General features: G+C 71.3%; 12 protein-coding genes. 10 read left to right on the top strand and 2 right to left on the bottom strand.

Features of this window, described 5'->3' with window-relative positions:
- Positions 1-31: 31 nt before the first annotated feature.
- Complete coding sequence (locus AB0I11_RS12925; protein WP_357318171.1) at positions 32-466, top strand: hypothetical protein; 435 nt, start codon at positions 32-34, stop codon at positions 464-466.
- A 6-nt stretch (positions 467-472) separates the two neighbouring features.
- Here AB0I11_RS12925 and AB0I11_RS12920 read toward each other — a convergent pair whose 3' ends face one another.
- Positions 473-1438, bottom strand: coding sequence for a DUF389 domain-containing protein (locus tag AB0I11_RS12920; protein ID WP_357318168.1), 966 nt, complete (start codon positions 1436-1438; stop codon positions 473-475).
- A gap of 255 nt (positions 1439-1693) precedes the next feature.
- Between AB0I11_RS12920 and AB0I11_RS12915 the strand changes: the two genes are divergently transcribed.
- The 9 genes from AB0I11_RS12915 (at position 1694) to AB0I11_RS12875 (ending at position 12881) form a co-directional block, all read left to right on the top strand.
- Positions 1694-2827 carry an aminotransferase class I/II-fold pyridoxal phosphate-dependent enzyme gene (locus AB0I11_RS12915; protein WP_357318165.1) on the top strand — a complete coding sequence of 378 codons (1134 nt, stop codon included), beginning with the start codon at positions 1694-1696 and terminating at the stop codon, positions 2825-2827.
- A gap of 31 nt (positions 2828-2858) precedes the next feature.
- Entirely contained in the window at positions 2859-3974 is a 1116-nt protein-coding gene (locus AB0I11_RS12910) for a GNAT family N-acetyltransferase (protein ID WP_357318162.1), read from the top strand.
- A 166-nt stretch (positions 3975-4140) separates the two neighbouring features.
- Positions 4141-4770 (top strand): sugar transferase, encoded by a 630-nt coding sequence (locus AB0I11_RS12905; protein WP_357318158.1) that lies wholly within the window; start codon positions 4141-4143, stop codon positions 4768-4770.
- Positions 4767-5846: a hypothetical protein gene (locus tag AB0I11_RS12900; protein ID WP_357318155.1), complete on the top strand. Its 1080-nt coding sequence runs from the start codon at positions 4767-4769 to the stop codon at positions 5844-5846. Before AB0I11_RS12905 ends, AB0I11_RS12900 begins: the two co-directional genes overlap by 4 nt.
- Positions 5847-6054: 208 nt before the next feature.
- Complete coding sequence (locus AB0I11_RS12895) at positions 6055-7236, top strand: polysaccharide biosynthesis C-terminal domain-containing protein (RefSeq protein WP_357318152.1); 1182 nt, start codon at positions 6055-6057, stop codon at positions 7234-7236.
- Between the two features lie 130 nt (positions 7237-7366).
- Positions 7367-8560 (top strand): O-antigen ligase family protein, encoded by a 1194-nt coding sequence (locus AB0I11_RS12890; RefSeq protein WP_357318149.1) that lies wholly within the window; start codon positions 7367-7369, stop codon positions 8558-8560.
- On the top strand, positions 8518-9732 hold the full coding sequence (locus tag AB0I11_RS12885; RefSeq protein ID WP_357318146.1) for a glycosyltransferase family 4 protein: 1215 nt from the start codon (positions 8518-8520) through the stop codon (positions 9730-9732). Before AB0I11_RS12890 ends, AB0I11_RS12885 begins: the two co-directional genes overlap by 43 nt.
- A gap of 103 nt (positions 9733-9835) precedes the next feature.
- Complete coding sequence (locus AB0I11_RS12880; protein WP_357318143.1) at positions 9836-11707, top strand: polysaccharide biosynthesis protein; 1872 nt, start codon at positions 9836-9838, stop codon at positions 11705-11707.
- Positions 11708-11957: 250 nt separating this feature from the next.
- The gene (locus AB0I11_RS12875) at positions 11958-12881 is read left to right on the top strand and encodes an NAD(+)/NADH kinase (protein WP_357318140.1); all 924 of its coding nucleotides are present in this window, start codon (positions 11958-11960) and stop codon (positions 12879-12881) included.
- A gap of 53 nt (positions 12882-12934) precedes the next feature.
- On the opposite strand, the gene pgm is transcribed toward AB0I11_RS12875, so the two are convergent.
- The gene (gene pgm, locus AB0I11_RS12870; RefSeq protein WP_357318137.1) at positions 12935-14578 is read right to left on the bottom strand and encodes a phosphoglucomutase (alpha-D-glucose-1,6-bisphosphate-dependent); all 1644 of its coding nucleotides are present in this window, start codon (positions 14576-14578) and stop codon (positions 12935-12937) included.
- Positions 14579-14607 lie beyond the last annotated feature (29 nt).

Raw genomic sequence — 14607 nt, 5'->3', positions numbered from 1 at the left:
ACTGGGAGGGGTGGGGCGTACCGTCGCGGGGGTGGGTGCGAATGACGGTCTGGAGTGGCGCGAGCGGCAACGCCGCGCGGTACGGGCGCACGCCGAAGCGGACGAGCAGGCCCGCGCCGCCGAGCAGGCGGCGGCGGCCGAGCTGGTGGCCTGGTTCACCGCCGAGGCGACCCGCCGCGGCCTGCGCACGAGCCGATTGACTGCCCGGTCCTACGACGGGCGGGCTCGCTACCGCACCCGGCTCACCGGCTGGTACGTGGACCGGGCGCTGACCCGGGCCGTGGACACCGACGGGCGCTTCCACCTGCTCACCGTGCCGGCCAGCATGCGGTCCCGGCTCTTCGGCGCAGACCCGCGGCCCGACCCCGCGCCATTGGTGGTCGGGCGGGGCGGCCGGGACGGCGAGTCCGTCCCGCTGCGTGACCTGCTCACCCGACGGCTGGACGCGGGCGACGACTGGGGTTGAGCCGGCTCAGCGGCCGGTCACCCGCTGCCGGGCCGTCCGACGCCGGACCCGCCCGCCGAGGTGCCACCACCAGAGTTGCTGCACGCCCAGGGTGAGCAGGCCGGCGACCACGATGGCGCACAGGTTGATCACCAGCTGGAGCGCCGAACCGCCGGCTTCCCGCCAGACGCCGTAGGCGGCGGCGACGGCGACGTTGGCGGCCGCCGGCACGGTGGTCACCGAGATCAGCACACCGACCAGCGACCCGGACTTCTTCGACGTCAGGGAGAGCATGCCGGCCACCCCGGCGAGCAGGCCGACCACCCAGGACAGCGCGTCCGGTCGCCAGATGAAGTCGGTAAGCGGCCGTTCGGCCAGCAGCATGCCCCGGTCGACCAGCCCGACGGCGGTGAGCGCCCACGTGCTGAGCACGGTGACCACCATGGCCGCCAGGAAGCCGACCGTGAGAGCCGTGACCGAGCGGCCGATGACCTGCCGGTTGCGCCGCAGCAGCGCCACGCAGAGCGCGGCCAGCGGGCCGAACTCGGGGCCGACCACCATCGCCCCGACGATCAGGATCGGCTGGTCGAGCAACACCCCGATCCCGGCGATCATGGTGGCCACCATGATGAGCACCAGATAGGTGCCGGTCAGCACGGTCTGTTCGCCGGTCTTCGCGGCGATCTCGTCCCAGACCACCGCGTCCTCGCCGTGCCCCGGCGCGTCGCGGGCCGCCTTCTTCGCCGTCTCGGACAGGGTCAGCTCCACGTCGTCCGCGGAGATGCCGCCCCGCGCCTCGACGTCGAGTTCCTGCAGGCGGACGAGGACCCGGTCGGCGCTCTCCCGCACGACGTCGCAGAGGATCAGGTCGCCGGCTGGCTGTCGGGCGACGCCCGGGATGACGGCCAGGTGCGCGACCCCAGGGTCGCCCGCGAGCAGGTCGGCAACCGCCGTGGACCGGTCGGCCGGCGCGATGATCCGCAGGTGCAACATCGCGCAACTCCCCAGGTTCCAGGGCGATCCAGCACCGCCGGCCGCCGCACTCTACCGGTGGGGGGCGGCTGCCACCAGGAGGGATGAAGCGGACGAGAAACGCGAAAGAGGATCTTAGTTTTCAATAGGGCAACACCGCCGGACCGCTTCGTCGTTGACCTCCCCGGAGGCGAGTGGGGCGCACGCCCCGCCGATGACCGGGGGTTGCCGTAAATGGTGGTACGCGAACAGATTGCCGGTCGACCACCGGCGGACATGGCGGACGACCCGGTCCTGCTCTCGCCGCCGGACGTCGGTCCGCTGGAGGAGTCGTACCTGCTCAGCGCGGTGCGCTCCGGGTGGATAGCGCCGGTCGGCCCGGAGATCGACGCGTTCGAGCGGGAGGTCGCCGACCGGGTCGGACGCGCTCACGCCGTGGCCCTGTCCTCCGGCACCGCCGGACTCCATCTGGCGTTGCTCGCCCTCGGCACGCGGCCCGGTGACGTCGTGGTGGTGCCTACGCTGACCTTCGTCGCCACCGCCAACGCGGCCGTCTACACCGGAGCCGAGCCGGTCTTCGTCGACTGCGAGCCGGAGACCGGCAATCTCGACCCGGCGCTGCTCGAACGGGCCCTGCACGACCTGCGGCGAGCCGGCCGACGGGTGGCCGCCGTGCTGCCGGTGGACATGTTCGGCTCGTGCGCCGACTACGAACGGATCCTGCCGATCTGCGCGTCGGCCGGCGTCCCCGTCGTGGAGGACGCCGCGGAAGCGCTCGGCGCAGTACGCAACGGCCGCCCGGCCGCCTCGTTCGGCCAGGCGTCCGTGTTGTCCTTCAACGGCAACAAGATCATCACCACCTCTGGCGGCGGGATGCTGGTCTCCGACGACGCCGCGCTGGTGGCGCGCTGCCGCTACCTGGCGACCCAGGCACGGCAACCGGTACCGCATTACGAGCACCTCGACACCGGCTACAACTACCGCCTGAGCAACCTGCTCGCCGCGCTCGGTCGGGCCCAGTTGCGCCGGCTTGACGGGATGTTGGTTCGGCGGCGAGCCCACCGCGACCGGTACGCCAAGCTCTTCGGCGCCGCCCCCGGCGTCCGCGTGCTCGCCGACCACGACATGGGTGCCAACTGCTGGCTGACCAGCGTCGTGGTTGACCCACAGGCCGCCGGCTGGCGGGCGGCGGACCTGGCGAGTCACCTGGCGGCGCGGAACATCGAGACCCGGCCGGTGTGGAAGCCGCTGCACCTGCAACCCGTCTTCGCCGACGCGGACCGGGTGCTCTCCGGGGCCGCCGAACGGCTCTTCGCCGACGGACTCACCCTGCCCAGCGGCTCCGGCATGACCGAGGACCAGGCGGCTCGGGTGGCCGCCGCGATCGCGGGCTTTCTCGACCGCCGCTGACCGTGCCCCGGCCCGACCCCAGGTGGTGCTGATGGAACTGGAGATCTGGAACGCCCGCGAATGCCGGGACCAGGCGCGTTGGCGGGCGGTGCACGAGGCGTGGGCCGAGCGAGAGGTGTGCGCGCACCCCGGCTACGTACGGCTCTTCGCCACGGAGCGAGACGAACCCCTGGCGGCGTACGCGCGCACCCGTAACGGCTTCGTCCTCTATCCATTCCTGTTGCGGCCGGTCGACGCGCCTCATCTGTCCGACTGCGCGACACCGGCGTACGACATCACCAGCCCGTACGGGGGCAGCGGCGGCGCTTTTCACGAGGGCGTCGACGAGGTCGAGGCCAAGGAGTTCTGGCTCGCCTTCGACGAGTTCTGCCGCTCCCGCCGGGTGGTCAGCGAGTTCTGCCGCCTGCACCTGTTCCCCGACCAGCTTCTGCCGTATCCCGGCCGGGTCCAACCGCGATTGGTGAACGTGGTGCGGGACCTGCACACCGCGCCGGACCAGATGTGGCGCGAGTTCGAACACAAGGTCCGCAAGAACGTGAATCGGGCCCGCCGCGAGGGAGTGACGGTCGAGGTCGACGAGTCCGCCGACCATCTGGACGACTTCCTGCGCATCTACCAGGCGACCATGCACCGTAGGCAGGCGGCCGACGGCTACCACTTCCCTCGTTCGTTCTTCACCTCCCTGCTCCGTGACCTGCCCGGCCAGGCGGTGCTGTTCCACGCCTGGCACGCGGGCAGGGTCGTCTCCACCGAGCTGGTGCTGGTCTCGGGCCGGAACATGTACTCCTTCCTCGGCGGCACCGACGAGGAAGCGTTCGACCTGCGACCGAACGATCTGCTCAAGTTCGAGATCTTCCACTGGGGACGGCAGCAGGGCCGGTCCCGCTTCATCCTCGGCGGCGGGTACACGCCGGACGACGGCATCTTCCGCTACAAGCGCGCGTTCGCACCGGACAACCTGGTGACGTACTCGACCGGAAGCCGGGTGCTGGACCAGGCCCGCTACGACCGACTGGCCCGGGACCATCACGCCGAGGCGATCCGGCTCGATCCGGGCTGGCAGCCGGACCCGAGCTTCTTCCCGCAGTACCGGCAACAACTCCCGGCTCCAGGTGCCGGCGGACGACGCCCACCGGAGACCGGTTGATCCGGTCACATCCCGCCAGCAGTCCACGAATTGCCTAAAGACCCCAAAAAGTTACAAATCTCCTGATAGAACTGATCCGGCTGCGCACCGGGCAACGGCCCCCGAGAGGGCCCGACCGTCGGCGCGGCGGAGATTCGACGCCCCCGCGGCGAGAATGGAGCTAGTGGTGGTAGCGGCATCACGCGCGAAAAGGGTCATCGACGTCGTCGGCGCGGCACTGCTCCTCGTGCTCTTCAGCCCTGTCATCGCCGTGATCGCGCTGGCGATCCTGGTGACATCGGGAGGGCCGGTGCTGTTCCGTCAGGTACGGCCCGGCCTGCACGGTGAGCCGTTCACCCTCCACAAGTTCCGCACCATGCGGGACCCCCGCCCGGACGAGGAGGCCTGGACCACCGACGAGGTGCGGACCACCCGCCTCGGGCGGTTCCTGCGCCGCACCAGCCTCGACGAACTGCCCGAGCTGACCCTGGTGCTCACCGGGCGGATGAGCCTCGTCGGCCCTCGCCCGCTGGTCATGGAGTACCTGCCGAGGTACAGCGCACACCATGCCCGCCGGCACGACGTCCGCCCCGGCATCACCGGGCTGACGCAGGTCAGTGGGCGCCGCTCGCTGACCTTCGGCCAGCGACTCGACCTTGACGTGGCCTACCTCGACAACTGGTCACTCTGGCTCGACCTGAAGATCCTGCTTCGTACCGTGGCGGAACCGTTCCGGCGCGGCGAGATCGTCGGCCAGACCCCGGCCGAGGTGGATGACATCGGCCTGGTGCCGCCGGTACTGGAGCAGGTCCATTGATCGCGACGGACCGCTGGGAGTACGGGTCCGCCTTTCCACTGTTCATCCCCACGGGGGATGCCCGCACGGAACTGCCGCCGATGCGCCTGTACGGCTCCGGACGCCAGGCGCTGCGCGCGCTGATCGAGTTCGGCCGGCGGGATCGGGGCTGGACGGCGGTACACCTACCCGCGTACTACTGCCCCGAGGTCGTGGAAAGCGTCACCGGCCTGTTGCCGATCCGGCGGTACGACGCCGGACCCGTGGGCCAGCAGGAGCCGCCGAACGCCGGTCCGACCGAGGTGGTGGTCGTGGTCGCCTACTTCGGTGCGCAGCCCACCCTCCCTGCCACCGAGGCTGAGGTGATCGTGGACCTCACCCACGATCCGACTGCGCCGTGGGCCGACCAACTCGCCACCGACTATCTTTTCGCGTCACTCCGCAAGACCCTGCCGCTGCCCGACGGCGGCGCGGTGTGGTCCCACCGGCGACGGCCCCTGCCGCCAGCCCCCGAGGCTGATTCCGAACACCTGGCCAACGCCGGTAGGAACCTCGCAGCCATGTGCCTCAAACGGGCCTATCTGGATGGTGCGTCCATCGACAAGGAGACCTACCTGACGCTCACGGCGGCGGCCGAGGCGGGCCTGCGATCAACCGTCGTCAGCGCCATCTCCGACTACTCCCGCCAGGTGCTGCCCGTCCTCCCCGTCGCTGAGCTGCGCCGCCGCCGGATCGCCAATTCGGTCCACCTGGCCGCCGCCCTGGGCCACCAACCCGGCATGACCGTGCACGGTCGGACCTTCGGTGTCGTCCTTGAGTTCGACACCCCACAACGCCGGGACACCGTCCGTGCAGGGCTGATCGCCCGGAACATCTACCCGGCCGTGCTCTGGACGCTCCCGGCGAGGGCAACACCCAGCCGCCAGTTGGACCTGTCCCGCCGGATGCTCTATCTGCACAGCGACATCCGGTGGCAGGACACGGACCTGGACCGCGTCGCCGCCACGGTCCGCGCACTGTGCGACGCGCCGGCTGACCGCCCTGCCCCGGGCCCGACACCCCGTCTCGCCACGGACGCTGCCGGAGCGCTGCGGTGACGGGACGGATCGGGTGAGGCCCGGCCCACACGGCGTCTCGGCCGCCGGCGGAACACCGTTCGCCGCCACGCCACCGTCCGCGGCAACGGGAGATGCGACGACGGGAGCCCGTCGGCGCTCCTCGCTGGTAACCGCCGGCCATCTGGTCGCCGGACAGCTCATCACCGGGGCGGCGAGCCTCGCCGTGAACGCGCTGTCGGCGCGTGCCATGGGTCCCACCGGTCGGGGCGGCTTCGCACTACTGCTCCAGGTCACCTACCTGGCCAATTTGCTTGCGATGGCCGGTACCGACAAGTCTTATCTGGCGACCGTGCCGCTGCGGCGCGGCGCCCGAGGCGCCGCGGCGGACGCGCTGCGGCTGGTGATACCGCCGGCCCTGCTGGTGTCAGTGGCCGCCGCACCTATCCTCTACGCGCTGGGCAGCGGGACGCCGGCCGGCGGCCTGGCAACCGTCGCCAGCTGCCTCGTCACCGGCTTCACGGTACTCACGGCGGCGACGCTGCGGACCGGCGCGACGGCGGCCGGCATGCTGCGGCCGTACGTGGTCTCCACGGTGGTCGGTCAATCCGCCCTGGTCGCGATTGCCGTGCTGCTCGCGACGGCCAAGATCGACACGCCACAGCTCTGGTTGCTCGCCTACGGTGTCGCGCTGGGTGCCGGACCGGCGGTCGCCTGGGTGCTGCTGCGTCGGACCCCCGCCACGGACGACCCACCGCACGATCTGGGCCCGGCCCGCCGTCTCGGTCTGCGGCTGCTACCAGCCACCGTCGCCGGACTGGTGATGCTGCGCGCCGACCGGCTGTTGCTGCCCTGGCTCGGGTCCTACGAACAGCTCGGGCTCTACATCGTCGTCGCCACCGTCGCGGAGTTCGCCATCTGGCCGGTGATCAGCTGGACCGACGCCCAGTCGCCGCGCTGGCACCAACGCCATCTCGCGGGCGACCTGCGCCGGACCGGCCCGCTGTTCCTGGCCGCCGGGTACGGCGTGCTGGCCGGGCTCGCCCTGCTGGTCACCGGCCGGCTGCTGGTGGTGCCGGTGTTCGGCGAGGAGTACCGGGAGTCGGTCGGGTTGCTGGTGCCGCTGGCCGTGGCGGCGGCCTGCTACAGCGTCAGCCGGGTGGCCATCGCACTCGGCTTGGCGGCGGGGCGTGCCCGGGGTGCCTTGATCGCGGACGTACCCGCCATGGCGGTCGCTCTCGTCGCCTACCTCCTCCTCATCCCCCGCTACGGGGCCCTCGGTGCGGCGGTCGGTTCCGCGATCGCGTACGGCGTCGGCGCTGTCCTCGCGGTCTGCGCGTGCGCCAGGGAACCCCGTCGGACGACCGCCACCGCAGCGCACCCGTTCCGTACCGACGACCGACGGCCGGCCTCCTCGGCCGCGCTCGATTGACCAAGGGAGGCGAGCAGCGATGCCGTCGATCACCCGCCCACGCCCTCCGGACACCCTGTTCAGTGCCGGTCGGCCGGCCATGTCGGCCCCGGGTCAGCGGGCCGCCGGGGCCCGGTACTCCGTCACGCTGATGACGCTGCTGTTCGTGTTGGCACTCGCCGGACGTTTCTCCCTCGATCGGGTCGGACTCCCCACGTACGGAATCCACGATCCCCGCGTTCCCGCCTACGCCCTGCTGCTGCTGATGGTGCTGCTCTGGCAGATCGACCGATCCGTGAACGGCATGACGCCGCCGTGGCCCAGGGTCTTCGCGTTGTTCAGCATGCTGATCGCGCTCCAGCTGGCCTCCGCGTTCTGGGCCCCGGACGGGGCCCGCCTGCAGAAGGCCGGCTGGGATCTGATCGCCCTCTGGTTCCTCGTGCTGGTCGCCACCGTGCTGGTGGCCGCCGACCCGCGGCGGGCGGCCCGCACGCTGCTCGTCCTGATGGTGGTCGCCGCGCTGGTCTACGCACTCGGCGCGCTCGCCGTCGGCCCGCAGGGACAGGGAAGGTACTCCGCCTTCGGTGGCGGTCCGAATGTCTTCGTGCGCGTGATCTCGCTGGGGATCATCGCCTCGATCGGGCTGTCGGTCGTCTGGCGTCGGTGGTGGTTGATGTTGCCGATACCTCTGCTGGCCGTCGCCGCGCTGCTCTCCGGATCACGGGGCGGACTGATCGCCCTGATCGGCGCCGGGACGGCGTACTTCGTCGTCTTCGCCCGCCGACGGCTCAGCATCCTGCTCGGCACCCTCGCGGTCGGCGGGCTGGCCATCTGGGCCGTCTCCTACTTCGTGGACACCTGGCTCGCCACGATGATGGAGACCCGCTACTCCAGCACCGGCATCCAGAGCAGTGACTTCTCCGCCCGGCCGGAGCTGCTCCGTTCGGCCTGGCGGATCTTCCTCGACCACCCCCTCCTCGGCGGCGGTCTGGACAGCTTCTACGCGACCGTCGGCATCGGCTACCCGCACAACTACCTGGCCGGGCTGGCCGCCGAGTCCGGGCTGCCCGCCCTCATCCTGATCGGATTCACGGCCGCGTGCTGGTGGCGGGACGGCCGGCCCTGGACGTCGGTCCCCAAGGAGCAGCTCACCTGCGCCGTCGGGGCCATCTACGTGCTGATCGCCGCCATGTTCTCGGGCGACTACTTCGACACCCGATTCTGCTGGATCCTCGCCGTCACCGCCGTCCTCCGCCCCGCACCCAGACCTGACCACCCCGGACAGATGAAGGAGGCCGCACCGTGGCAGAGCACCGTCCGGCGGCACGCCGAGTTCTCATCCTGAACCACTACGCCAAGCCGCTCTCCCATTCCGGCGGTACCCGGCACGTGGAGCTCTTCGGCCGGCTCGAGGGTTGGGACTGGACGATCGTCACCGCCGGTCTCGACCACATCTCCAAGCAGGCGTACGTCCCGGACGACCCGCACTTCATCGCCGTGCCGGTCACCAGCTACACCCGCAACAACCATCGTCGGGTGTTGAGCTGGTTCAGTTATGCCCGCAACGCTCTCGTCGCCGGGCTGCGCCAACCGCGGCCCGACGTCGTGTACGCCTCGTCCCCGCACATCCTGACCCCGGTGGCCGGATGGGCGGTGGCGCGGCTGCGGCGGGCGAAGTTCGTGCTGGAGATCCGCGACCTGTGGCCGGAGGCCATGGTCAGTACGGGATATCTGCGGTCGGGGTCCCTGATCCACCGTGCGTTGCGGTTCCTGGAGCTCTGGCTGTACCGCCGGGCCGACCGGATCGTCATGGTCGCCCACGGCTGGCGTTCCTACCTCACCGCGCGGGGAGTCGACGAGTCGAAACTCGGGTGGGTCAGCAACAGCGCCGAGCCGGCGGACTTCGACCTCAGGCCCGACGTGTACCCACCGCTTCGCGACCGCGTACCGGTACGGGGACGGCTCATCGTGTTCGCCGGAGCGCATGGACCGATCAACGGTCTCGACAAGCTGCTGGACGCCGCCGCCGAGCTACCCGAGCACACCTTCGTCCTGATCGGCGACGGGCACGACAAACGTGAGCTGGTTCAGCGGGCCGGCGCGGAGGGCCTGACCAACGTGCGATTCCTCGACCCGGTGCCGAAGCAGGAGTTGCAGGCCATCCTCGGTGGCGCGGACATCGGTGTGCACGTCCTCGCCTACAGCCCTGTGTACCGGCTGGGAGCCAGCCCCAACAAGCTCTACGACTACCTGGCCGCGGGCTTGCCGGTGCTGAACAACTGCCCCGGCGAGCCCGAGGACATCCTGCTGACCAGCGACTCCGGCCTCACAGTGGACAGCGGCGAGATCGCCGCCGGGTTGCGCAAGCTCGCCGAACTGGACGATGCGACCCTCGTCGAGATGGGCCGTCGCGGACGCCGCTTCATCCAGGAGCACCGTTCCCGCGAGGTCATGTCGGCTCGCCTCCAACGACTGCTCGACGACGTCGTGGCGACATCCGGGCTGCGCAATAACTGACTGTTTACCGCAAACACACCTTTTGTGTCTTTCTGACCGAATACAACTAGAGAAGCCCGGTTCACCGCCAGCAATGCCACGGCACCACAAATGGGGAGTCGCCATGCCACACAGCGCCACCACCACACCCGTCATCGCGGAGGGCAACCGACGCCGCCGGGGCTGGCGGCGCAGGGCCAGCTACCTCGCCGCCGACGTCACGGCCTGGGTGGGGGGATTCCTCATCGCCGCCTCGACCCGGCAGGAGTTCGACCTGACGGTGGACCAGGCGATGTGGATGGCCACGGTCGGCGTGATGGCCGGCCTGCTCCACCTTGCGCTGGGCGTGCTGCGCCAGGTCTGGTCCGGCCGGCATCCCCTGGGCAGCCTCCAGGAGGTCCGCGGCCTGGCCAGTACCACCACGGCCACCGCCGCACTCGTGCTGTTCGGACTGCTCGCCTCCGGCGAGCGGCCGGTCCCGGCGAGCACTCCCGTCGCTGGCGGAGCGATGGCCCTGCTGCTGATGCTCGGCCTCCGGACCGCCTACCGGCACCGCCGGGACCGGGCGCTGCGACCGGACGCCGTCGCCGCGAGCCGGGTGCTGCTCTTCGGCGCCGGCTCTGCCGGCGAAGGCCTGCTACGGGCAATGATGACCGACCCGAGAAGCAGGTACCTTCCGGTCGGGCTCCTCGACGACGACCCGGACAAGCGAGATCTGCGAGTCGAGGGGATCCGGGTGCTCGGCGGGCGGCACGACGTCAGGGACGCGGTGCGGCGCACCCGGGCCAGCACCGTCATCTTCTCTGTCGCCAATGCGGATGCCACGCTGATCCGCCAGATCCGGGAAGCCACCCTGCAGGCCGGGGCGGCGTTCAAGGTTCTCCCGCCGGTGCGGGACCTGGTCGACCACCGGATCACCGTCACCGACGTCCGGGACGTGAAGATCAGCGACCTGCTCGGCCGGCGCCAGGTGGTCGGTGACCTGACCCTGTCCGGCAACGGGCTGACCGGGCGACGGATCCTGGTCACCGGCGCGGGTGGTTCGATCGGCTCGGAGCTGTGCCGGCAGATCATGCGGGCCGACCCGGGTGAGCTGATGATGTTGGACCGCGACGAATCCGCGCTGCACGGCCTTCAGATGTCGCTGCACGGTCGAGCCCTGCTCGACGGACCTGAGCTGATCCTTGCCGACCTGCGCGACGACGAGGAGATCAGGCGGATCATCCGGGTGCGCCGCCCCGAGATCATCTTCCACGCGGCGGCGCTGAAGCACCTCACGCTGTTGCAGCGGCACCCGGGCGAGGCGATCAAGACCAATGTCTGGGGCACGCTGTCGGTGCTGGATGCCTGCCGCGACGTCGCCCGCTTCGTCAACATCTCCACCGACAAGGCCGCCGACCCGGTCAGCGTGCTCGGCTACTCCAAGCGGATCACCGAGCGGCTCACCGCGCACGCCGCGGCGACCCACCCGGGCACTTTCCTGAGTGTCCGTTTCGGCAACGTGCTCAGCAGCCGGGGCTCCGTGGTGACCGCATTCCAGCGGCAGATCGAGTCCGGCCAACCCGTGACCGTCACCCACCCCGACGTGACCCGCTACCTGATGACCGTGCAGGAGGCGGTCCATCTGGTGCTCCAAGCCGCGGAGATCGGCCGCGACGGCGAGGCGCTGGTGCTCGACATGGGCGAGCCGGTCCGGATCGACGACCTGGCCCGCCAGATGATCGAACAGGCCGCCAGCTCGGTGCCGATCGACTACACCGGCCTGCGACCCGGAGAGAAACTGCACGAGAACCTGCTGGGCACCGGCGAGGCGGACGTCCGCCCGCTGCACCCGCTCATCTCGCACGTGACAGTGCCACCCCTGGAGCCGGCTGAGGTCTCCGACCTCGACCCGTTCGACGACGCCGACAAGATCATCGCAAAGCTCGCGATGCTCTGCGCCCACCCCGTGGGCCCGGTCGCGGACGGCGCGGTGCGCCTGCCGTTGTCCCGCTGACGCCGCGCCTGCCAGGGGTGGACCGCCACGGTCCGCCCCTGGCCCGCGTCCGGGCACCGCACCGACGGGTACGACTTCGACGCGATGGCCGGGAGGCACCGCACCCGCTCGGGGTGCTCGCGCCCTACCGACCCGCACAGCCCGGGCCGCGCCACTGAACGCGCGGCCGGGCCCGCCGGCGCGGAGACCAGCGCCGGCCTGCCTGCGCGTACGTCCCGCCGACCGGCCCGGGATGTGGTGAGCTGTACGGGTGGCGGGACTGGGTCTGGTGCTGCACCCCACCCGGGACGTCTCCGAGGTGGTCGGAATCATTGAGCGGTGGGCGTCGAGCCACCGCAAGACGCTGCTGGTGCGGACCGAGGACGAGCACCGGGTGCCGTCCTGCGTCGAGCCGGTCCCGGCCGACGACCTGGCCGTCCGGTCCGACGCGTTGATCAGTATCGGCGGGGACGGCACCATGCTGGGCGCGCTGCGGATGGCGGTGCACGACCCGAAGCCGGTGCTCGGTGTGCACCTGGGCCGGCTCGGTTTCCTGGTGGAGGTGGAGCCGCCGGACCTGCCGAACGCGTTGAGCCGGCTGGCGGCGAAGGATTTCACCGTCGAGTCGCACGCCTGCCTGGCCTGTGATGTGTGCGGCGACGACGTGGTCGCCTTCAACGACATCGCGCTGGTCCGCCAGCCCGGCTCCGGGTTCGTCACGGCCACCCTCGCGGTGGACGGCCAGCGGTACGGCTACTACCGCTGCGACGCGCTGGTGGTGAGCACCCCGACCGGCTCGACGGCGTACAGCTACGCGGCGGGCGGGCCGCTCATCTCGCCGGCGGCGGACGTGGTGGTGGTGACCCCGTCGGCGCCGATGGCCGGCATCTCCCGGTCGGTGGTGCTGGCCCCGGAGGAGAGCATCCGGCTGGACCTCCAGCCCCACTCGGCGGCGGTCGCCGTCGAGATGGACGGGCTGGTGATCAAGGAGGCGGCGCGCGAGGGGACCGTGCAGATCCGCTACCGCCGCGACGCCGGCCGGGTGGTCCGCTTCGACCCGAAGCGCTACCAGGAGCGCAACCAGCTCAAGTTGAGCCTGCTGGACCTGCCGTTCCTCCCCGACCAGCTGCGCGAGTTGCTGCCGGAGGAGCTGCGCCGGGAGCGCGACCAGCGGGAGCTGGAACCGCCCTGCTGACCCCGGAGGCACCCGGGGTCAGCGCGGGGAGCGCCGCCGGAGACCAACGCCGGTCAGGCGCGGGAGAGCACGCCGGAGACCAGCGCCTTCGCCTCCTCCTGGATCCGGCCGAGGTGCTCCGGCCCGCGGAACGACTCGGCGTAGATCTTGTAGACGTCCTCGGTGCCGGACGGCCGGGCGGCGAACCAGCCGGACTCGGTGGTCACCTTCAGCCCGCCGATCGCCGCACCGTTGCCGGGCGCGGTGGTGAGCGTGGCGGTGATCGGCTCGCCGGCGAGCTCGGTGGCCGGCACCTGATCGGGTGACAGCTTGGCGAGCACGGCCTTCTCCTCCCGGGTGGCCGGCGCGTCGATCCGGGCGTACGCGGGCGCGCCGAAGCGCTCGGCCAGGTCGGCGAAGTGCTCGCTCGGGGTCCGCCCGGTCACCCCGATGATCTCCGCGGCGAGCAGGCAGAGCAGGATGCCGTCCTTGTCGGTGGTCCAGGTGCCGCCGTCGCGGCGCAGGAACGACGCGCCCGCGCTCTCCTCGCCGCCGAAGCCGACCGCCCCGTCGAGCAGGCCGGGGACGAACCACTTGAAGCCGACCGGCACCTCCAGCAGCGGGCGGCCCAGGTCGGCGGCGACCCGGTCGATCATTGAGGAGGAGACCAGCGTCTTGCCGACGGCGGCCGCCGGACCCCACTCCTGCCGGGTGCGGAACAGGTGGCCGATCGCCACCGCCAGGTAGTGGTTCGGGTTCATCAGGCCGCCGTCCGGGGTGACGATGCCGTGCCGGTCGGCGTCGGCGTCGTTGCCGGTGGAGACCTGGTAGTCGGAGCGGGCCGCGATCAGCGACGCCATCGCGTTCGGCGACGAGCAGTCCATCCGGATCTTGCCGTCGCCGTCCAGCGTCATGAACCGCCAGGTCGGGTCGACGGTCGGGTTGATCACGGTGAGGTCCAGCCGGTGCCGCTCGGCGATCTCCCCCCAGTACGCCACGCTCGCCCCGCCCATCGGGTCGGCGCCGATCCGCACCCCGGCGTCGCGGATCGCGGCGATGTCCAGCACGGCGGGCAGGTCGTCGACGTACCGGCCGAGGAAGTCGTACCCGCCGGTGGTGTCGGCGGCCCGGGCCCGGGCGTACGGGATGCGCTTCACCTCCTTGAGCCCGGCGGCCAGGATGGCGTTCGCGCGGTCCTGGATCCAGCGGGTGACGTCGGTGTCGGCGGGCCCGCCGTGGGTGGGGTTGTACTTGAAGCCGCCGTCGTCCGGCGGGTTGTGCGACGGGGTGATCACGATGCCGTCGGCCAGGCCGCTGGTCCGCCCGCGGTTGTGGGTTCCGATGGCGTGCGACAGCGCGGGCGTGGGGGTGTAGCCGTCGCGGCTGTCCCGCAACACGGTGACCTCGTTGGCGGCGAGCACCTCCAGCGCGCTGGCCTCGGCGGGCGCGGAGAGCGCGTGGGTGTCCCGGGCGAGGAAGAGCGGGCCGTCCAGCCCCTGCTCCCGGCGGTAGTCGCAGAGCGCCTGGGTGACCGCGAGGATGTGGTCCTCGTTGAAGGCGTTGCGCAGGCTCGACCCGCGGTGCCCGGACGTGCCGAAGGAGACCTGCTGGGCCGGGTCGGCCGGGTCCGGGTGCTCGGCGTAGTAGGCGGTGAGCAGCCGGGGCACGTCGACCAGGTCGGCGGGCTGGGCGGGCTGGCCGGCACGGGGGTGCGCCACGGTGGAAACCTCCTGGGTTGTGCGGGTGG

The sequence above is a fragment of the Micromonospora sp. NPDC050495 genome (assembly GCF_040655175.1).
Taxonomy (GTDB): Bacteria; Actinomycetota; Actinomycetes; order Mycobacteriales; family Micromonosporaceae; genus Micromonospora.
Note: the sequence above shows the minus strand (reverse complement) of the source record. Positions and strands in the feature narration are given on the sequence as shown.